Source organism: Nonomuraea sp. NPDC000554 (assembly GCF_040300065.1).
GTDB lineage: Bacteria > Actinomycetota > Actinomycetes > Streptosporangiales > Streptosporangiaceae > Nonomuraea.
Genome location: NZ_JBEPDC010000010.1, coordinates 140,977 through 160,015 on the forward strand (window position 1 = coordinate 140,977; position 19,039 = coordinate 160,015).

Below are 19,039 nucleotides of genomic sequence, written 5' to 3' on the forward strand. Positions count from 1 at the left end.
CTCGGAACGAGGGGTTTTCTTGGGGTAGACCCGCCTCCTAGAACAAGTCGTTGCGGCTAAGTTAACGTTCCGTTCAACCAAATGGGGCATATTTCTCATATGTCCGCGGAACCACTGTCCTCTGGAAACGATCTGCCACTGCCCCAGGAGAGGTTCCTCAACCGCGAGGAGAGCTGGCTGCAGTTCAACGAGCGGGTGCTGGAACTGGCCGAGGACGACGCGCTCCCGCTGCTCGAACGGGTGCGGTTCCTGGCCATCTTCGCGAGCAACCTGGACGAGTTCTTCCGGGTCCGGGTGGCGGGTCTGAAACGCCGGATGGCGACCGGCCTGCTGCTGCGGACCAAGAGCGGCCTGAAGCCGCGCGAGGAGCTGGCCAGGATCGCGACCATCGCCGACGCGCTGGCCATCCGGCATGCCGCCGCCTTCCACGAGCAGATCAGCCCTCAGCTCAAGGCCGAGGGCATCGAGATCGTCAGGTGGGAGGATCTGGGTCGCGAGGAGCGCACGGAGCTGCGCAAACTGTTCAGGGAGCGGATCAGGCCGGTCCTGACGCCGCTCGCCGTCGACCCCGCCCACCCATTTCCGTATATTTCAGGGCTCAGCCTCAATCTCGCGGTTGTGGTGAGAAACCCGGAGGATGACCACACGGTCTTCGCCCGGGTCAAGGTCCCGTCGCAGCTCCCCCGGTTCGTCACCGCGTCAAAGGACCGGTTCGTCCCGCTGGAGGACGTCATCGCGGCGCATCTCGGCCAGCTCTTCAAGGGCATGGAGATCGTCCAGCACCACGTCTTCCGCGTCACCAGGAACGAGGACCTGGACGTCGACGAGGACGTCACCGAGAACCTCATGCAGGCCCTCGAGAAGGAGCTGCTCAAGCGCCGCTTCGGCCCGCCCGTCCGGCTGGAGGTCGAGGACACGATCACCCCGGAGGTGCTGGACCTGCTGGTGGAGGAGCTGGGTGTGGCCCCCCACGAGATCTACCGCATCGCCGGCCCGCTCGACCTGACCGGCCTGCACGCGATCGCCGATCTCGACCGGGGCGAGCTCAGCTACCGCCCGTTCGTCCCCGCCGAGGCCGTGAACGCCGAGGACGACATCTTCTCCATGCTGCGCGAGCGCGACGTCCTGCTGCACCACCCCTACGACTCCTTCGCCACCAGCGTCCAGCACTTCATCGAGGCCGCCGCGACCGACCCCAGGGTGCTGGCGATCAAGCAGACCCTCTACCGCACCAGCGGCGAGTCGCCGATCGTGGACGCGCTGATCGACGCGGCCGAGGCGGGCAAGCAGGTCGTGGTCGTCGTGGAGATCAAGGCCCGCTTCGACGAGCACGCCAACATCTCCTGGGCCCGCAAGCTGGAGCGCGCCGGATGCCACGTGGTCTACGGCGTGGTGGGCCTCAAGACGCACTGCAAACTCGCGCTCGTCGTCCGGCAGGAGCCCTCGGGCGAGCTGCGCCGCTACTGCCACATCGGCACCGGCAACTACAACCCCAAGACCGCCAGGCAGTACGAGGACTTCGGCCTGCTCACTGCTGACCCGCTGGTCGGCGAGGACGTCACGGACCTGTTCATCCACCTGACCGGCTACTCCAACCACTCCGCCTACCGCAGGCTGCTGGTGGCGCCGCACTCGCTCCGCGGCGGGCTGCTGGCCAGGATCGAGCGGGAGATCGCCCACCAGCAGGCGGGCCGGCCCGCGCGCATCAGGATCAAGACGAACTCGCTGGTGGACGAGCCGATCATCGACGCGCTCTACCGGGCGTCGCGCGCGGGCGTCCAGGTGGACCTGTGGGTGCGGGGCATCTGCATCCTGCGTCCCGGCATTCCGGACCTGTCGGAGAACATCCGGGTGCGCTCGATCCTCGGACGGTTCCTGGAGCACTCGCGCGTGTACGAGTTCGGCCTGGGCAGACGGCCCGAGGTGTGGATCGGCAGCGCGGACCTGATGCGCAGGAACCTGGACCGCCGGGTGGAATCGTTGGTCAAGGTGACGGCGCAGCAGCACAAGGCGTACCTCATCGAGCTGATGGACCTGGCCATGGCCGACACGACGAACGCCTGGTGGCTGAACTCCGACGGCACCTGGGTTCGCCACCCCGGCGAGGACCTGCAGAGCCATCTCATCGGCACCCGTCGCTGGAGGACTGTTGATGACTGACCCGCTCCGCGCCGCCGGAGCCGTCGTCTGGCGCGGTCACACGTCGCGCCCCGAGGTGGCGGTCATCCACCGCCCGCAGTACGACGACTGGACCTTCCCCAAGGGCAAGCTCAAGCCCGGCGAGCACCTGATCGCCGCCGCGCTGCGCGAGGTCCGCGAGGAGACCGGGCTGACCCCCGTGCTCGGCCGCTCCCTGCCGCCCATCCACTACCTGCACAAGAACCGGCTCAAACGCGTCGACTACTGGGCCGCGCAGATCGTGCAGGATGACGGATTCGTCCCCGGCGTCGAGGTGGACGAGCTGCACTGGCTCCCCCTCGACCGAGCTCGCGAACGGCTCACCTACGAGTGGGACGCGGGACTGCTGCACGCGCTGGCCGGGGCCCCGCTCGCCACCGTCCCCCTCGTGCTGGTCCGGCACGCGGCCGCCGGGTCGCGACAGGAGTGGCAGGGGGACGACGGCCTGCGCCCGCTCGACGCCGAGGGGCAGGCCCAGGCGGCGACCATCGCCCAGGTCCTGCCCGCCTACCAGCCCGAGCTGCTGATCAGCTCCCCCAGCCGCAGGTGCGTCCAGACCCTGGAGCCTTTCAGTTCCAGCATCAGGCTCGAACCGCTGCTCAGCGAGGAGAGCCAGGACCCCAGGAAGACCCCGGCCCTGCTCAGGGACCTCCGGGCGCCCACGGCCGTGTGCAGCCACCGCAAGGTGCTGCCCGAACTGATCCACGCACTCAGCGGCGAGGAGGTGCACCTGCGCAAGGGCGCGTTCGCCGTCCTGCACCGGCTGGGCCGCCGGGTGGTCAGCGTGGAGCGCCACTCCACGTGACGGGCAGCTCGGCGAAGCCCCCTGTGAGTTTGCCGTCGTTGGTCCGCAGCTCCTCGAACGGCACCGCCAGGCTCAGGTCGGGGAAGCGCTGGAACAGGCGGCTGAACACCGCCTCCAGCTCGACCCGCGCCAGACTGGCCCCGATGCAGAAGCGCGGCCCGTAGCCGAACGCCAGATGCGGGTCGCCCGGCGGCCTGCGCAGGTCGAACGTGTCGGCGTCGGGGAAGATCCGCTCGTCCCTGTTGGCGGCGCCCGTCGTGATCACGACGGCCTCGCCCCTGCGGATCGTCACGTCCCCGAACGGGATGTCCTCGTGCGCGTAGCGCGGCAGGCCGTGCAGGCTGGGCACGGCCAGCCGCAGGATCTCCTCGACCGCCGCCGGCGCGAGCCCCGGATCGGCCTTGAGCAGGGCCAGCTGGTCGGGGTTGGCCAGCAGGAGCAGCACGCCGTAGTTGATGCGGTTGACCGTGGTCTCGTGCCCGGCGAACAGCAGCCCGCCGGCGAGCTGCGCGATCGTGCCGTCGTCGTCCAGCTCGTCCGCCAGGTCCGACAGGACGTCCTCGCCCGGTTCGTGGCGCTTGCGCTCGATCAGCCCGGCCATGTACGCGCCCAGCTCCTCGCGGGCGGCGATGCCCTTGGCCTCGTCGCCGAGGTCCGCCATGGCCGCGGAGACACCGCTGAAGTACTCCCTGTCCTCGAACGGGACGCCGAGCAGCTGGCAGATGACCAGCACCGGCAGCGGGAAGGAGAGCTCGGCGTGCAGGTCGGCCGGGGGCGTGAGGGTGGCCAGATGGTCCAGCCGCTCGTCCACGAGCGCGCCCACGTGGTCGCTGAGCGCCTTCATCCGGCGGGCGGAGAAGGACGGCATGAACAGCTTGCGCATCCGCGTGTGGTCGGCCTTCTCGGTGGCAGCCTCGCCCTGCGGGCCGCCGAGCAGCGCCGAGTTCGACAGCCGGGGGGCCTTGTCCGGTTCCGGGTGCGAGCGGCCCAGCCGGGGGTCGGCGAACAGCTTGCGCGCGTCCTCGTAGCCGCTGACCAGCCAGACCTCGTCGCCCGTGCGGGTGCGCACCTTGGCGATGCCCTCCTTGGCTCGCAGGTCCCGGTAGGCCTCGGGCACGTCCAGCGGGTCACGCCGGTCGAAGGGGATAACAGGAAGGTCTCTCATATCACCTTCCTAACAGCTTCGACGGTCTCCGCCCAGACATGGGGGAACTCGGCCTCGGCGCGTTCGGCCGTGCCGCGTTCGAGGCCGATCAGCAGACCGTACGTGAACGTGTCCTCGCCCGCCTGGCGGGCGCTCTCCGCCTCCTTGGTCAGCGTCTCCTGGGCGACGACGCCGTCCTGGTGGGCGCCGAGGACCTCCTGCACCGCCTCGGCGTGCTTGGCCAGCTTGGCCATCGGCTTGCCGAGCGTCGGCTGCAACGCCTCCGCCGTGTAACGGGCCCGCTTCGCGGCCTTGCGGACGTCGTGCATGGCGATCTGGCGCCGCTCGTAGTCGTCGATCGCCTGCGCGGTGTCGTAGGCCCTGGTCACCCGGTTCCAGTTGGCGGACGCCACGCCGCTCAGCATCTCCTTCGCGGGCGCCGACGCGGCCTTGCCCAGCTCCGGCTCCGTGACCAGGCGGTCGAGCGCGTCGAGCAGCGCGTAGTAGCGCTCGCCGCTCAGCGTCTCCTTGATCCGCTCGTACGCCTCCAGCTCCCGCCTGTGCAGATCGTCCCCGAGCCTGGTCTGGATCGGGCCCGTAACCAGCTCGGGGGCCAGCTGCGCCAGCTCGCCCGCGAACCTGGCCCTGATGACCTCCAGGTCGCGCGCCTCGGCCAGCACGGTGCCCAGCCAGCGCAGCTCGTCCTGGAGCTGGACGGTGTCGGTCACGATCTTCCTGAACGCCTTGAGCGCGCTGCGGAGCCTGCGCGAGGCGACCCGCATCTGGTGCACGGCGTCCTCCTCGGCCCGCCGCACCCGGGGGTCCTGGGCGAGCAGGGCGACGACCTGGCTCTCCAGGTAGTCGACGACCGTGTGCCCGGCCGTTCCCGGTTCCGTGCCCGCCCTGGGCACGGGCGGCCGGTCGAGCAGCCTGCCGAGCTTGCTGGACGAGTCCGACGGGGTCGCGCCCGCCTTCCTCAGGCGCTTGCCGACCTTGGCGAGGAGGGCCTGGTCGCCGCTTAGCAGCTCGGCCTCGACCTCACGCCAGCGCTCGATCTTGGGCTCGTCGCCGAAGACGGTGCCCTTGACCCTGTCGTCCGCGATCTCGACCAGCGCCGTCCCGCCCTCCTGCAGGAGCGTGACGCTGCGGCGCGTCTCGAGCTCGGCGACCGCCACCAGCTCCGCACCGCGCGTGAAGGCGCGCACCAGCTCGGACAGCTCCTCGGGGACGACCTTGGTGCTCCGGGTGAGCGGGTGGGTGATCTCCTGGCGGACGCCCTTCGCCTTGGGGAGCTTCAGATGCCAGCCGGGATCGGTGCCGCCCCGCCTGCGCCGCAGCGTGATCCCCCGGGCAGCCAGCCGCAGATCGGGCGTGTCGTAGTAGAGGGCGACCAGTTGATAGGTCTTCGGCCCCGCGACGTCGCCCAGCTTGGTCAGGTCCGGCACCGAGTAGTCGGCTTGGACGTCGAATTTGTCCTCGATCTCTATGCTCACAGCACCTCACAAAGAGTTCGATTTCGGGACAATCATGCCACCGATGAGCGAACATCACACGGGTTGCAGGAGCTCGATCCTGTTCCCGACGGGGTCGGTGACGTAGATCCGGCGGAAGCCCGGGAAGAGGTCGTCGGGCACCGCGTCGGGCAACCTGGCGGCGAACGCGTCCAGGTCATCGACCAGGAAGGCCGGGTGCGCCTTGCGCGCGGGGCGGAAATCGTCCTCTATGCCGAGATGGACCTCGACCCCCTCGACCCTGAACCAGGCGCCACCCCGGGCGGCCAGCTCGGGCGGTTTGGGCACCTCCCGCAGGCCGAGGACGCCCACGTAGAACTCCCGCAGCGACGGCTCGCTCCCGGCCGGCGCGGCCAACTGCACATGATGCAACGCCTTGATCATCTCCAGACCAGCCTTCCTCAGCCTTCGCCCTCGCTCTCCTTGCGGGCCACCACGAAGACGCGCCGGAACGGGAAGGGCGTGCCGTAGGCCCTCGCGGGATAGGCGGCGGCCAGCAGGTCGGCGAGCTGCGCGGTGAACCGCTTCTGCTCGTCCCGGGCCAGCCTGTCGAAGATGGGCCGCAGCGCCGTCCCGGAGATCCAGGTGAGCACCGGATCGTCCCCCTGCAGCACGTGCACGTACGTCGTCTCCCAGGCGTCGACCTGGCAGCGGTAGCCGCTCAGCAGGTCCAGGTACTCGACCGGGTCCCCGACCGGCCGCCCCCTGTCGAAGTCGCCGAGCCGGTCGGACCACTCCTTCGAGGCGCAGAGCTGCCGGATCGCCAGATGGCTGGGCGCGTCGAAGTTCCCCGGCACCTGGAAGGCCAGCCACCCGCCCGGCGCGAGCGCCTCGACCCAGTGCCCGATCACGTCCCGGTGTGACGGCACCCACTGCAGCACGGCATTGGACACCAGCACGTCCACCGGCCTGTCGGGACGCCACGTGGTGACGTCCGCGACCGTGAACCGGGGAGACACGTCGAGTTCTCGGGCCTTCCCGATCATCGCCGGGGAACTGTCGAAGCCGTCCACGGTCGCCTTCGGCCAGCGGTTGGCCAGCGTAACGGTCAGTTCTCCGGTGCCGCAACCCGCGTCCACGACATAATCGGGATCGTCGGCTCGCACCCTCGAGACCAGGTCGAAGAACGGCCTGGAGCGCTCGTCGGCGTACCGGGAGTAGGTCGCTGGGTCCCAGATATCTCTCGACATAAAGATAATTGATATCGAGAGAGATATCTCGATGTCAAGACAGTACACTCTGTGCCATGACAGAAGACCCGAAGGACGAGGTCGACAGACTGATCGCGGCCTGGCGGTCGGAACGCCCCGACCTGGACGTCGAACCCCTACAGGTGCTGTCGCGCGTCTCGCGACTGGCCAAACACCTCGACCGTGCCAGGCGAGCCTCGTTCGCCGAGCACAACCTGGAGCCCTGGGAGTTCGACGTCCTCACCGCTCTGCGCCGAGCCGGCAAGCCCTACGAGCTCAGCCCCGGAGCCCTGCTCAAAGCCACCCTAGTCACCTCCGGCACGATGACCAACCGCATCGACCGCCTCGCCCAGGCCGGCCTCGTCCGCCGCCGTCCCGACCCCGAGGACCGCCGCGGCGTCCTCGTCTCCCTCACGGACACCGGCCTGGCACGCGTCGACGCCGCCTTCGCCGACCTCCTCCGCCGCGAGCACGCCCTCCTCGCCGGCCTCGGCCCCACCGACCAGCGCACCCTCTCATCCCTCCTCCGCACCCTCCTCGCCCCCTTCGACACCTGACCCCTTTCGGACTCTTTTTAAGGGCACTTTCTTTTACGGCACGGCCACATTGCCCGCGCCGCCGTCGTCGGTGGGCGACCGTCGAGCGCCGGTCGTGAAGGCTCACGGGGTTCTCGCCGTTACGACGCGTTCTTTACCGTCTGCTTCGCTGAGTCGACGTCCGCCTCCAGCTCGTCCTCCTCGACCGCCACCAGTACCGACTCCCGCGCCCACCCCAGCCACCAAGCCGCAGCACCACCGGGCCCAAGGTGCTGAGATGTTCGTCACGCCCGTGTTCATCGGTCACACAACGAGGACGCCACCGGCCCAGGGTGCTGGGCTGGTGGCGTCCTCGTTGCGCGGGTGGGTTATTCGCCGAGGCGGTCGGCTACCTCCAGCCACTCGGCCTCGACGGCGTCCTTCTGGGCGTGGATCTCCCTCAGTTGGGCGTCCAGGGTGCCGAGTTTGGCGTAGTCGCTGGCCGCGGAGGCCATGGCGGTGTGGAGCTTGGCCTCCTCGCTGCTGAGCCGGTCGAGCTGGCGCTCCAGGCGGTTGAGGTCCTTGCGCAGCTCGCGCTCCTCCTTGGCCGACAGAGCCGCCGGCTGGGAGGCTGCGGGCGCGTCCGACGCCGCAGACGACGGCTGGGCGGCGCCCACGCCGACGCGGGCCGTGAGGGCGGTGCCCGCGGCACGGCGCTCCAGGTACTCGTCGACGCCCCCCGGGAGGAACGACAGGGTGCCGTCGCCGAGCAGGGCCACCGCACGGTCCGTCACGCGCTCGAGGAAGTAGCGGTCGTGGCTGACCAGGACGAGCGTGCCGGGCCAGCCGTCCAGGAGGTCCTCGAGCTCGTTGAGCGTCTCGATGTCCAGGTCGTTGGTCGGCTCGTCGAGCAGCAGGACGTTGGGGTCGTCCATGAGGAGCCTGAGGAGCTGCAGCCGCCTGCGCTCGCCGCCCGACAGGTCGCCGACGACCTTCCACTGGGCGTCGCCCTTGAATCCGAGCCGCTCAAGCAGCTGCGAGGCCGACCACTCCTTCTTGCCGACCTGGATGTACTTGCGCACCTCCTCGACCGTCTCCAGCACCCTGCGCGTGGGGTCGAGTTCGGCCAGTTCCTGCGACAGGTGCGCCAACCGCACCGTCTTGCCCCTGACGACGCGCCCGGCGTCGGGCTTGACCGTGTCGGCGAGCAGCCTGAGCACCGACGACTTGCCGGAGCCGTTGACGCCGATCAGTCCGATGCGGTCGCCGGGGCCGAACTGCCACGTCGTCCGGTCGAGCACCAGCGGGCCGCTCTCGGGGCCTCCGGCGTGGAGGGTGACGTCCTCCAGGTCGTACACGGTCTTGCCGAGGCGCGCGGCCGCGAACCGCATCAGCTCCACGTTCTCGCGGGGCGGCGGTTCGTTCGCGATCAGGGCCTGGGCGGCCTCGATCCGGAACTTGGGCTTGGACGTGCGCGCGGGCGGGCCGCGGCGGAGCCAGGCGATCTCTTTGCGCATGAGGTTCTGGCGACGTTCCTCGGCGGCCTGGGCGATGCGGGCGCGCTCCGCCTTGGCCAGGACGTAAGCGGCGTATCCCCCCTCGTACCGCTCGACCCGTCCGTCGACGACCTCCCACGTCCTGGTGGACACGGCGTCCAGGAACCACCGGTCGTGTGTGACCACCACCAGGGCGCTCTTCCTGCCCGAAAGGTGCGCGGCGAGCCAGGCGATGGCCTCGATGTCGAGATGGTTGGTGGGCTCGTCGAGCATGATCAGATCGTGCTCGTCGATGAGCAGCTTGGCGAGCGCCGTACGCCGCCGCTCGCCGCCGGACAAGTCACCGGCCTGCGCGTCGAGTTCGAGGTCGCCGATGAGGCTCGACAGGATCTCGCGGACGCCCTGATCACCCGCCCACTCGTGCTCGGCACGTCCGCCTAGCACGGCTTCCTTCACGGTCACGGCCGGATCGAGCACGTCCTGCTGGGAGAGGAACCCGACCCTCAACCCGCGGGTATGCGTGACGCGCCCGCTGTCGGGACGCACGTCCCCCGCGATCACCGACAGCAGCGTGGTCTTCCCGCCACCGTTGCGGCCGACGACGCCGATGCGTTCACCGGCCCCGACGCCGAGGGAGAGATCACTGAGCAGCGGCTTGGGCCCGTATGCGTGGGAGACGGATTCGAGATTGACCAGATTCATGGCCCTCCCAGGGTATCGGCTCCCAGCCACCTCCCGCCCAGCCCAGCTCTCCCCACCTTGGCGGGACCGACCCTCAGGGGGCAGCCGCCCTCCACGGGTCCCGCCCAGCCCAGCGCCGACCACCCATGCGGTACCGACACACCCCGCCAAGCCCGGCACCGACCTCCCCAGACGGCGGCGGCCCACCGCCGCCCGACTCGGCGCCCAAAGTGAGATCACGCGGGAAGGTCCCTGTCCATCGCCGCCCCTCCCCGTGAAGGGCTCCTGACCCAGGATCTGGGCCTACAAGCCACCACGTGGGAAGAGCCTCGTCCGCCACCGCCCATCCCTCGAAGGCCCGACGTGCCACCCGGATCGACACCCGACATGCGCAACCGCCGCCGTCGGGAGTTCCAACTCCACCTCGACGGTGCCTGGTCCAGCGACACACCCGACCGCACCCGGAGGGCGTCCTTCACCGCCTGCGCGGATCATCGCCTGCCGCAAGCACTCCCGATGGTGGACGAGGGGAACTCAGAGCAGGGCCGCGCCCGGGACGGGGCCGTGGGCGGGGACCGCGGTGGTGCAGCCCGCGAACTGCGACAGGGTGCTGGCGAGGTCGCGGGCGTGGTCGGCGTCGGTGGCGAGGAACGCGCAGGTGGGGCCGGAGCCGGAGACGAGGGCGCCAAGCGCGCCGTGTCGGCGGCCCTCGTCGAGAGTGCCGGCCAGGTCGGGACGCAGCGTGAGAGCGGCGAGCTGGAGATCGTTGGCGAGACGAGCACCCAGGGCTGGGGCGTCACCGGCACGGAGGGCCGCCAGGAGGGCTTCGTCGAGCTCCGGCCAAGGGACGTCCGCACCCGTCTCGGCGCGCAACCGGTCGCACTCGGCGTAGACCTTGGCCGTGGAGAGGCCGCCTTCGGCAACCGCGAAAACCCAGTGGAAGAGGCCGCCCGTGGGCAGCTGGCTCAGCTGCTCACCGCGTCCGGTGCCGACCGCCGTGCCCCCCAGCAACGAGAACGGCACGTCGCTGCCGAGATCGCCGGCGATCTCCATGAGGTCCTCCAACGGCAGGCCCAGACCCCACAGCTCGTTGCACGCCACCAGCGCACCGGCCGCGTCAGCGCTACCACCGGCCATACCCCCGGCCACCGGGATGGCCTTGTGGATGACCAGCTCGGCTCCGTACGTGCGCCCGGCGTGCTTGGCGAGCGCCCGGGCGGCCTGGATCGCCAGGTTCCCGTCGTCGACCGGCACCTGGTCGGCCCACTCGCCGACCACCGACACCGTCATCCCCTCGGACTCCTTGGCCACCACCTCGTCGAAGATCGACACTGCGTGGAAGACGTTCACGAGGTCGTGGTAGCCGTCCTCCCTGAGCGGGCCGACGGAAAGCTGCACGTTGACCTTCGCGGGCACCCGTACGGTCACCGAACTCATCGATCTGCTGCCACTCTCTAGCCTGGAATCAGGGACTCTGAATCGTATCGGGGCCCGCGCACCTACCTGGCCTTTTTCCTGCACGAGCGACGGGAAAGCAGAAGACCTTCAGGACCAGGTCCTTGACCTGCAGCAAAGACCTCCAGACCCACACGCTTGATCTCAGCAGAAAACGTCCCGGCCAACAGCTTTGATCCACAAGCGCGGACCGGAGGCGACGGAATGCCCGGCGGGCCCGCGGAAGTGCAGGCGGCCTGCGGAAGTCCCGAGCGGACCGTGGAAGTGGTGGCGAACGGCGGAAGTGACGACGTGACGACGTGACGGCGTGACGGCTTGACGGCGTGACGGCGGCGGTGCTGGCCAACGCGGCGGTAGGCGGTTGGCCGTCTGCGAGAACGCCCCTTCCCAACGAACCAGGTGTCCAACAGCGGACACCCCCGAGGCGACCGGAAGCTCCGCCCACGCGACCGCTGGCGACGTCAATGGGACGCGACGCATTGGAGTAGCAGCCCCGCATGCTATAGAGCAGGTCAGCAGATTCGCGGACGTGACTGATGATCGCCCGTGAGGCCGGGGCGGTTGGTTGCGTGGGCAGGGAGTGATCATGGCTGAGGTTGTGGTGGTCGAGGTGCCGCAGTGGCGGGGGTCCGGATCGCGTACGGCTGAGCGGTTGCGGGAAGGGGCTCGGTTGCTGGCCGGGATGGTCGACGCCGAGCATCGGACGCGTGTCGAGGTGGACGACGACCTCGCCGCGACGGCTGCCCGGGTTCGTTCGGCGCTCTCCCAGGCGCCCGACGGACTGGTGGTCACCACGGGTGGGGACTGCGGCGTCGAGTTGGAGCCGGTCAAGGCTGCTCGGCGACGGTTCGGGGACCGGCTGGTGGTCGTCTGGTTCGACGCTCATGGTGATCTCAACACTCCCTCCTCATCGCCTTCTGGTGCCTTTCATGGCATGGTGCTGCGCGCCCTCACCGGGGAAGGGCCTGCGGGGCTGGTGCCTGATGAGCCGGTGGATCCTCGCCAGGTCGTCCTGGTGGGGGTACGTGATCTCGACCCAGGCGAGGCCGCGTTCATCGAGTCCAACGGGGTTCGTCACCTGGGCCTGGTGGATCCAGTGGCCCTCACGGACGCGATCGCCGAAGCCGCTCCCCATCCGCGGAGCGCGGCCGTGTACGTCCACATCGACCTCGATGTGCTCGATCCGGACGTCTTCGCGAGCATCGGTTGCCCCACTCCTGGCGGGCTTCAACCTGATCAGCTCCTCGCCCTGGTGACGGCTATCGCGGGCCGGTTCGAGGTGGCCGGGCTCGGGATCGTGGAGTACGAGCCGTCCAGGCCGGAGGACCAGGAGCTGCTCACTCCGCTGGTGCACACGCTGGCCACGGTCTGCGCCAAGAACTGACCTCGCAGAGTTGGGGCTATCAGGCCCGCACCCGGACCTGATAGCAGAGGGGACCGACACCACCGAGCCAGCACCCGGCCCCGATGGCCCGGCCACCATTACCGCCAGATCCGTGCCTGGACCCGGCAGCGAAGGACCCGTCACCACCAGATTCCCGCGCCCCCGGTAGCGCTCCCGGTCTGGCGGGGACGGGGGCCGTCGCTACCGGGGTCGCGTCTGGATGCGGTGGAGAGGTTGTGTCGTTGTGATGCCGCCCCAACGGGCGTTCGGGGTCGGGCTGCGCCAATGGCGCCGGGGTCAGGCTGGGCGGATGGCGCCTCGGTAGAGCGGGCCGTAGTAGGGCGAGCCCACGAAACGGGTTCGCCGGACCACGTCGCCCGTTCTGGGGGCGTGGATCATCACGCCTTCTCCCAGGTAGAGGCCCACGTGGGTGGGGTCTCCTGTGCCGCCGCCGAAGAAGACGAGGTCGCCCTTGCGAAGGTCGCCCAAGGGGATCCTGTGGCCCTGGCGGAACTGGGTGCCTGTGTAGTGGCCGAGCCGCATCCCGGCCTTGGACCATGCATAGAGGGTCAGGCCACTGCAGTCGAAGCCTGTTGTGGCGGCTCCCCTGCCCACGCCTTTGGTGGGGCCTGTGGGGGAGCCTCCGCCCCAGGAGAAGCGGACTCCCAGCTGACGGAGGGCCGCGGCGGCTGCCACCTCACCCCTTGTGGGCCTGGACGCCGCGCTGCCCGGGGTGGTCGCACTCTCTTGAGTGGCGGCGCTCTCTGAGGTAGACGCGCCCTCTTGGGTGGACGTGCTCCCTGGGGTGGAACTCTCGGCGGTGGGCCTACTCCCGGGGAGATTCGTGCTGTCCTCGTTGGCGGCGCTCTCTGAGGTGGCCGTCAGAGCCTTTGGTGCCGCCGTGGCCGGTGAAGTGGGTTGGGTTGCGGCACTGGCCCCGGGTGGACTGCTTACCGCGGTCGGTGGCGCAGTGGCCGTGATGATGATCGACGGTGGCACGGCCGCGATCGGCGCCGGAGCCGACCTGGTCAACGGTGGAGCGGCCCCGGCCGACGGCGGAGCGGCCCCGGCCGATGGTGAGGTGGCCTCTGGCGGCGGTGGCGTGGCGGATGTTGGGGCGGCGGCGAAGGTCGAGAGGTCTGGCGGGCCGAAGGCGTCGCCGCGGCCAGGTCTGCTCTGTGGAATGCTCGCGCAGTCTTCCGGCGGTAGAACCAAGACGATGCGGACGAGCGCCCCTCTTCGGGAACCCTTCTGGGGGAGGACGAAGAGGTCTTCCGAGTACCTCGACATCCGGTCGAGTGCGATCACACCGAAGCACATGCGCTCATCGGAAGCCGACGCCGACGCAGGGTACGAGAACACGGTCAGCCCCGCGAGGAGCCCGCCGCCGATCGTGACGCTCATGGAAGAGAGCCGGGTCATGGGTGCCTCCTGTGCCGTAAGGGAACGGAGGCCCAGGATCATTGAGCGGGGCGAGCGGTCGCGGAACCGAACGAGGTTCTGTGGAAAACATCGAGTTATCCACAACCGGGGTAGATCGCCGCGCCCCCGATCGCTATGAGCCCGAGGGTAGACGCCAGATAGTTATGCGTCGTACTATCTCACGTCGAATCATCTCCAGACAGACGCATCGTTGTGTCTAAAAGTAGTTTGACGTCGAATTAGATTCGGAGTGACATGCGTACCCTGATCCGAAACGTCCGCGTCTTCGATGGCGAGCGGACCGTCCCCAGCGCCGACGTCCTGATCGACGGCGACCGCATCGGCGAGCCCGGCGGCCCCGCGGACGCCGAGATCGACGGCACCGGAAAGACCCTGCTGCCCGGCCTGATCGACGCCCATGCGCACGCCTTCGACGGCGATCTCGCCGAGGCGCTGAAGTTCGGTGTCACCACCGAGCTCGACATGAACAACCTGCCGCCCATCCTGGCCGCGCAGCGCCGCAAGGCCGCCGAGCGGGACGACGTCGCCGACATCCGCAGTTCCAGCCTCATCGCCACCGCACCCAACGGGCACCCGACCCAGATCATGACCCCCGACCTGCTGAAGGCCCTGGGCACGGACGCCACCATCGACACGGTCGCGGACGCGGGCCAGGCCAAGGCGTTCGTCGAGGCCCGGCTGGCGGAGGGCGTCGACTACCTGAAGATCGCGATCGACGACGGCGCGGTGTCCGGGATGCGGCTTCCGGCGCTCAGCCCGGAGCTCGCCGCCGTGCTGGTCGAGGCCGCGCACGCCGCGGGGCTCAAGGCCATCGCGCACACGGTCACCGCGCGAGAGGCGATCATCGCGCTCGACGCGGGCGTCGACGGGCTCGCGCACCTCTACTCCGACGCCGGCCCCGACGACGCCGAGGAGACGGCCGCCAGGATCGCCTCGTACGACGCGTTCGTGGTCAGCACGCTCACCTTCATCGAAGCGGTCACCGGCGATCCAGGCAGCGTGGAGCTGCTGCGGGACGAGCGCGTCGGGCCGAGGATGTCGGAGCAGGCGAAGGCCACCTTCAACCGGGAGTTCACCGACATCCCCATGCATTCGGAGGGCGTGACGAACGCCTCGCACGCGGCTCTGGCGCTGTTCCGGGCAGGGGTCCCTCTGCTGGTCGGCACGGACGCCACCCCCTTCGGCCCGGTGCACGGCGCGAGCATGCACCACGAGCTGCTTCTCCTGACCGAGGCCGGGCTGACCGCAGAGGAGGCGCTCACCGCGGCCACCAGCGTCACCGCCCGCTGCTTCGGCCTCGCCGACCGCGGCCGGATCGCTCCGGGGCTCCGCGCCGACCTGCTGCTCGTCGACGGAGACCCGACCCGGGACATCACCGCCACCCGCGCCATCGCCGACGTCTGGCGGCGCGGGGTGCGGCAGTCCCGCGCGTGACCGCTAGGGTCTGGCCTCGGCGATCCGCGCGAACGCCTCGACGTCCAGCTGCTCCCCGCGGGTGGACGGCTCGACCCCCGCCGCGCGCAGCGCCTGCTCCGCCCCCGCCGCCGAGCCCGCCCACGTCGACAAGGCCGCCCGCAGCGTCTTCCTGCGCTGGGCGAAGGCGGCGTCGATGACCTCGAACACCTCCTTGCGGGAGGCGGTCGTCGCCGGGGGCTCGCGGCGGGTGAGCGAGACCAGGCCGGAGTCGACGTTCGGCACCGGCCAGAAGACGGTGCGCCCGACGGGGCCCGCCCTGCGGACGTCCGCGTACCAGGCCGCCTTCACGGACGGCACGCCGTACACCTTGGAGCCGGGGCCCGCGGCGAGCCGGTCGGCGACCTCCGACTGCACCATGACCAGCCCCTTACGCAGCGAGGGCAGGGCTTCGAGCAGGTGCAGCACGACCGGCACCGCCACGTTGTACGGGAGGTTGGCCACCAGGGCGGTGGGCGTGTGCCCGCGCAGGTCGCCGGGTGTGACCTTCATCGCGTCGGCCCTGACCACCGTAAGCCTGTCGGACAGCCCGCGCTCCCCCACGGTGATCGGAAGCTGCGCGGCCAGTACGGGGTCGATCTCGACGGCCACCACATGCGAGGCGCTGGGCAGCAGGGCGAGGGTGAGCGAGCCGAGGCCCGGCCCGACCTCGATCACCACGTCATCGGGCGTGAGGTCGGCCACGCGAACGATCCGCCGGACGGTTCCCCCGTCGATAACGAAGTTCTGCCCCAGCTTCTTGGTCGGACGAAGATCTAGCTTGTCCGCCAAAGTACGTATTTCCGCAGGGCCCAACAGCCTCATCATCCAATAAGTCTCCCGCATCGAAGAACCTGCGATGGCGGGCGGGGGGATCACAGGGGAGGATGGCGTGGAACACGAAGGGACGTCGCTCATGGAGCCAACGGGCGCCGCGCCGCTCCGCCCCCGGGATCCCCGGGACATCGGCCCGTACCGGCTGCTCGGCCGGCTCGGCGAGGGCGGCATGGGCACGGTGTTCCTGGCGAAGGCCCCCACGGGACGGTTCGTCGCGGTCAAGGTGGTGAAGGCGGAGTTCGCCAACCAGGAGGGCTTCGCGGCGCGCTTCCACGCCGAGGTCGACAACGCGCGGCGGGTGGCGTCGTTCTGCACGGCCCAGGTGCTCGACAACGGCAACACCGGCGACGGCAGGCCGTACATGGTGACCGAGTACATCGCGGGCACCCCGTTATCCGCACAAATCGCGAAATATGGCGCGTTGGAGCCGGGGCCGCTGCACGGCGTCGCCCTCGGCGTGGCGGCCGCGCTGGCCGCCATCCACGTGGCCGGGCTCGTCCACCGGGACCTCAAGCCCGCCAACGTGATCCTCTCGCTGTCGGGCCCGCGCGTGATCGACTTCGGCATCGCCAGGGCGCTCGACAGGGAGACCGGGTTCACACTCTCCGGCGAGTTGCTCGGCAGCCCCGGCTGGTGGGCCCCCGAGCAGGTGCGCGGCCAGACCGTCACGCCCGCCGCCGACATCTTCGCCTGGGGCTGCCTGATCGCGTACGCGGGCAACGGACGCCATCCGTTCGGCCGCGGCGACCCCATCACGCTGGCCACGCGGGTGCTGCAAACCGCCCCCGACCTGGGCGCGCTGCCCGCGCCACTGAACGAGCTGGTACGGCGGGCCACGGCGATGGAGCCCGCCCGCCGCCCCAGCGCCCAGGACCTGCTGCTCGCCCTGGTCGGCGGCGGCACGCCGGTCGCGAAGCAGGCCGACCCGCCCACCCTGGTCGCGACCGGGCTGCTCACCGAGTGGGAGCCGCCGCAGAACGTAGTGGACGAACCCGACATCACCGCCACCTTCGCCACCCCGCCGCCGAGCGACACCATGATCCCGGAGACGCCCGCGACGGACCCGGCGCCCCACGGGCAGAGCGCGTCCGAGCCGGCGCGGCGCGAGGAGCAGGCCGCGCGGCACGAACTCGCCCGCGCCGACCAGGCGCTCCGGGACGAACGCGCACGCCGGGAGCGGCTCGCCCCCGACGAGCATGCCGCCGGACCTGTCCCCCAGCGCTCGCTCAGCAGCCGCTGGCTGATCGCCGCCGCCGCGGCCGTGCTCGCCATCTCGGTCACCGCGGGCCTTCTGATCCTCTCGGTCGGACGCAACAACGCCGCTCCCGCCCGGCCGCAGCCCACAACCGCCGCGCAGCCGAACGACCTCGGCCACAGGTTCGCGCTCGGCGAGTCCTTCGACGACCCGCAGGTGATCGTGGCCGACGCCCCTCAGTGCGGTCTGAAGGAGTACCAGGGCAGGCAGCAGACCCAGGGCCAGCTCTGCGTGGTCCGCTGGACCATGCTGAACCCCGGCGGCGAACGCAGGCAGCTCGGCAACCCCACGGTCTCGCTGGTGGACGACCAGGGCGGACGCCACGACCCGGCCCCCGTCGCGTTACCCGACGTGATCGTCCCCGGTGGCCGCATCGACGGCGAGTTCGTCTTCGACGTGCCGCTCTACCGCAGACCGGCACGGCTGTCGGCGACCATGCTCGACCGTGGCAGGCAGATCGAGGTCAGGCTATGAGGATCCGACCAGCGCTCGCGGCCCTCCTGCTGACTCTGCCCGCCACTCTCAGCCTCGCAACCCCAGCGGTGGCCGCCGCGTGCTCGGGCACGAGCGACTTCGACGGCGACGGAGTGGACGACGTGGCCGTCGGCGACCCGTTCGGGAACGGGCAGAGGGGCGCGGTCCACGTCCTCTCCGGCGACAAGGTCGTCCCGGTCGCCGGCCCCGATCTGGCGGCGGGCGACGCGTTCGGCTGGTCCGTGGCGCTGACCCGCGTCAACGGCGACGCCTGCGCGGACCTGGTCGTCGGCGCGCCCTACACCGACGTCAACGGCGTCACGGACGCGGGAGCCGTCTACGTCCTGTACGGCGGGGGCACGGCGCCCCCGCAGCGCCTCACCGCCCCAGAGCCGCAGCGTGACGCGCATTTCGGCTGGTCACTGGCCGCCCGGGGAGACCTGCTCGCGATCGGCGCTCCCTACGAGGACGAGGCCCAGCTGGCCGACGCCGGCTCGGTCTACGTCCGCAAGGGCGACGGGCGGCTGCGCAGGATCAGCCAGGACTCGGCGGACGTTCCCGGCAACGGCGAGGTCGGCGACCAGTTCGGCTGGTCGCTGGCCCTGGCGGAGGGCAACGGGCTGGTCGTCGGCGTCCCGTACGAGAACGACGACGGCGCCGGGCGCCAGGTCGGGGTGGGCAAGGTCGACTCGGGTTCGATCACCCTCATCCGGGACGTCCTGGCGCCCCGGCTCACCGCCGTGAAGGCCGACTCCCCGAGCAGGTCCGGCGGCGACAGGTACGGCTACGCCGTCGCCTACGCCAACGGCACGGTGGCGGCGAGCGCGCCCGGTGCGGGCTACGTCCAGCTGCTCGACCAGAATCTGCGGCCCGGCAGGACGATCAGGCCGGACGCCAAGGAGGCGTTCGGCTTCTCGCTGGCCACCTCCTCCGACGGCAGGCTCGCGATCGGCTCGCCGTACGGCGGGGGCGTCAGAGTGGTGTCGCTGCGGAACCCGGACGACGACAGGAAGCTGCCCTCCGGCGAGGGGCTGTTCGGCTGGTCGGTGGCCTTCGGCGGCAACAGGCTGTACGTGGGGCAGCCCGACGCGCCGCCGTACGGCAGGGTCTCGTCGGCCGGTCGCAACGCAGGCGACCTGCGGCCGCTCGCCCCGCCCCAGGGGGCCGACTTCGGCGCGGCGCTGGCGGGCGGCAGCTGACCCGGGCCGTCACCGCAGGT

15 protein-coding genes are annotated in these 19,039 nt (G+C 70.4%); 7 read left to right on the plus strand and 8 right to left on the minus strand.

Annotation, left to right across the window (positions count from 1 at the left end):
- Positions 1-99: 99 nt before the first annotated feature.
- Together ABT294_RS20540 and ABT294_RS20545 are read left to right on the plus strand one after the other, a co-directional pair.
- A complete protein-coding gene (locus ABT294_RS20540; RefSeq protein ID WP_350807623.1) occupies positions 100-2,160 on the plus strand; it encodes an RNA degradosome polyphosphate kinase in 2,061 nt (686 codons plus the stop codon).
- On the plus strand, positions 2,153-2,983 hold the full coding sequence (locus ABT294_RS20545; RefSeq protein WP_350807625.1) for an NUDIX hydrolase: 831 nt from the start codon (positions 2,153-2,155) through the stop codon (positions 2,981-2,983). Before ABT294_RS20540 ends, ABT294_RS20545 begins: the two co-directional genes overlap by 8 nt.
- Here ABT294_RS20545 and ABT294_RS20550 read toward each other — a convergent pair.
- The 4 genes from ABT294_RS20550 to ABT294_RS20565 are packed head-to-tail and all read right to left on the minus strand — an operon-like array spanning position 2,958 to position 6,828.
- A complete protein-coding gene (locus ABT294_RS20550) occupies positions 2,958-4,148 on the minus strand; it encodes a cytochrome P450 (RefSeq protein WP_350807626.1) in 1,191 nt (396 codons plus the stop codon). The two genes, ABT294_RS20545 and ABT294_RS20550, sit on opposite strands and share 26 nt — an antisense overlap.
- A complete protein-coding gene (locus ABT294_RS20555; protein WP_350807628.1) occupies positions 4,145-5,620 on the minus strand; it encodes a CYTH and CHAD domain-containing protein in 1,476 nt (491 codons plus the stop codon). Before ABT294_RS20555 ends, ABT294_RS20550 begins: the two co-directional genes overlap by 4 nt.
- Positions 5,621-5,674: 54 nt before the next feature.
- Positions 5,675-6,022, minus strand: a complete 348-nt coding sequence (locus ABT294_RS20560; RefSeq protein ID WP_350807629.1) for a VOC family protein — start codon at positions 6,020-6,022, stop codon at positions 5,675-5,677.
- 17 nt (positions 6,023-6,039) lie between these two features.
- Complete coding sequence (locus ABT294_RS20565; RefSeq protein WP_350807631.1) at positions 6,040-6,828, minus strand: trans-aconitate 2-methyltransferase; 789 nt, start codon at positions 6,826-6,828, stop codon at positions 6,040-6,042.
- Between the two features lie 56 nt (positions 6,829-6,884).
- Here ABT294_RS20565 and ABT294_RS20570 point away from each other — a divergent pair, with 56 nt between their 5' ends.
- On the plus strand, positions 6,885-7,385 hold the full coding sequence (locus ABT294_RS20570; protein ID WP_350807632.1) for a MarR family winged helix-turn-helix transcriptional regulator: 501 nt from the start codon (positions 6,885-6,887) through the stop codon (positions 7,383-7,385).
- 347 nt (positions 7,386-7,732) lie between these two features.
- On the opposite strand, the gene ABT294_RS20575 is transcribed toward ABT294_RS20570, so the two are convergent.
- Entirely contained in the window at positions 7,733-9,541 is a 1,809-nt protein-coding gene (locus ABT294_RS20575) for an ABC-F family ATP-binding cassette domain-containing protein (protein WP_350807633.1), read from the minus strand.
- 513 nt (positions 9,542-10,054) lie between these two features.
- Complete coding sequence (locus ABT294_RS20580) at positions 10,055-10,957, minus strand: 4-(cytidine 5'-diphospho)-2-C-methyl-D-erythritol kinase (RefSeq protein ID WP_350807634.1); 903 nt, start codon at positions 10,955-10,957, stop codon at positions 10,055-10,057.
- A gap of 604 nt (positions 10,958-11,561) precedes the next feature.
- On the opposite strand from ABT294_RS20580, the gene ABT294_RS20585 reads away from it, so the two are divergent.
- Positions 11,562-12,359 carry an arginase family protein gene (locus ABT294_RS20585; protein ID WP_350807635.1) on the plus strand — a complete coding sequence of 266 codons (798 nt, stop codon included), beginning with the start codon at positions 11,562-11,564 and terminating at the stop codon, positions 12,357-12,359.
- A 297-nt stretch (positions 12,360-12,656) separates the two neighbouring features.
- Here ABT294_RS20585 and ABT294_RS20590 read toward each other — a convergent pair whose 3' ends face one another.
- Complete coding sequence (locus tag ABT294_RS20590; RefSeq protein ID WP_350807636.1) at positions 12,657-13,055, minus strand: NlpC/P60 family protein; 399 nt, start codon at positions 13,053-13,055, stop codon at positions 12,657-12,659.
- A gap of 981 nt (positions 13,056-14,036) precedes the next feature.
- On the opposite strand from ABT294_RS20590, the gene ABT294_RS20595 reads away from it, so the two are divergent.
- Positions 14,037-15,236 carry an amidohydrolase family protein gene (locus ABT294_RS20595; protein ID WP_350807638.1) on the plus strand — a complete coding sequence of 400 codons (1,200 nt, stop codon included), beginning with the start codon at positions 14,037-14,039 and terminating at the stop codon, positions 15,234-15,236.
- A gap of 3 nt (positions 15,237-15,239) precedes the next feature.
- Here ABT294_RS20595 and rsmA read toward each other — a convergent pair whose 3' ends face one another.
- The gene (gene rsmA / locus ABT294_RS20600; protein ID WP_350807804.1) at positions 15,240-16,079 is read right to left on the minus strand and encodes a 16S rRNA (adenine(1518)-N(6)/adenine(1519)-N(6))-dimethyltransferase RsmA; all 840 of its coding nucleotides are present in this window, start codon (positions 16,077-16,079) and stop codon (positions 15,240-15,242) included.
- 67 nt (positions 16,080-16,146) lie between these two features.
- On the opposite strand from rsmA, the gene ABT294_RS20605 reads away from it, so the two are divergent.
- Together ABT294_RS20605 and ABT294_RS20610 are read left to right on the plus strand one after the other, a co-directional pair.
- On the plus strand, positions 16,147-17,820 hold the full coding sequence (locus tag ABT294_RS20605) for a serine/threonine-protein kinase (protein WP_502912085.1): 1,674 nt from the start codon (positions 16,147-16,149) through the stop codon (positions 17,818-17,820).
- Positions 17,817-19,019 carry a hypothetical protein gene (locus ABT294_RS20610; protein ID WP_350807640.1) on the plus strand — a complete coding sequence of 401 codons (1,203 nt, stop codon included), beginning with the start codon at positions 17,817-17,819 and terminating at the stop codon, positions 19,017-19,019. The genes ABT294_RS20605 and ABT294_RS20610 overlap by 4 nt, the downstream gene beginning before the upstream one ends.
- The last annotated feature ends 20 nt before the right edge of the window (positions 19,020-19,039 follow it).

Bases quoted from the DNA above. Each gene is read 5' to 3' on its own strand.
- ABT294_RS20585 (WP_350807635.1), top strand. From the start codon at position 11,562: ATGGCTGAGGTTGTGGTGGTCGAGGTGCCGCAGTGGCGGGGGTCCGGA.
- ABT294_RS20610 (WP_350807640.1), top strand. From the start codon at position 17,817: ATGAGGATCCGACCAGCGCTCGCGGCCCTCCTGCTGACTCTGCCCGCC.
- ABT294_RS20595 (WP_350807638.1), top strand. From the start codon at position 14,037: ATGCGTACCCTGATCCGAAACGTCCGCGTCTTCGATGGCGAGCGGACC.
- ABT294_RS20545 (WP_350807625.1), top strand. From the start codon at position 2,153: ATGACTGACCCGCTCCGCGCCGCCGGAGCCGTCGTCTGGCGCGGTCAC.
- ABT294_RS20565 (WP_350807631.1), bottom strand. From the start codon at position 6,828: ATGTCGAGAGATATCTGGGACCCAGCGACCTACTCCCGGTACGCCGAC.
- ABT294_RS20560 (WP_350807629.1), bottom strand. From the start codon at position 6,022: ATGATCAAGGCGTTGCATCATGTGCAGTTGGCCGCGCCGGCCGGGAGC.
- rsmA (WP_350807804.1), bottom strand. From the start codon at position 16,079: ATGAGGCTGTTGGGCCCTGCGGAAATACGTACTTTGGCGGACAAGCTA.
- ABT294_RS20570 (WP_350807632.1), top strand. From the start codon at position 6,885: ATGACAGAAGACCCGAAGGACGAGGTCGACAGACTGATCGCGGCCTGG.
- ABT294_RS20575 (WP_350807633.1), bottom strand. From the start codon at position 9,541: ATGAATCTGGTCAATCTCGAATCCGTCTCCCACGCATACGGGCCCAAG.
- ABT294_RS20580 (WP_350807634.1), bottom strand. From the start codon at position 10,957: ATGAGTTCGGTGACCGTACGGGTGCCCGCGAAGGTCAACGTGCAGCTT.
- ABT294_RS20550 (WP_350807626.1), bottom strand. From the start codon at position 4,148: ATGAGAGACCTTCCTGTTATCCCCTTCGACCGGCGTGACCCGCTGGAC.
- ABT294_RS20540 (WP_350807623.1), top strand. From the start codon at position 100: ATGTCCGCGGAACCACTGTCCTCTGGAAACGATCTGCCACTGCCCCAG.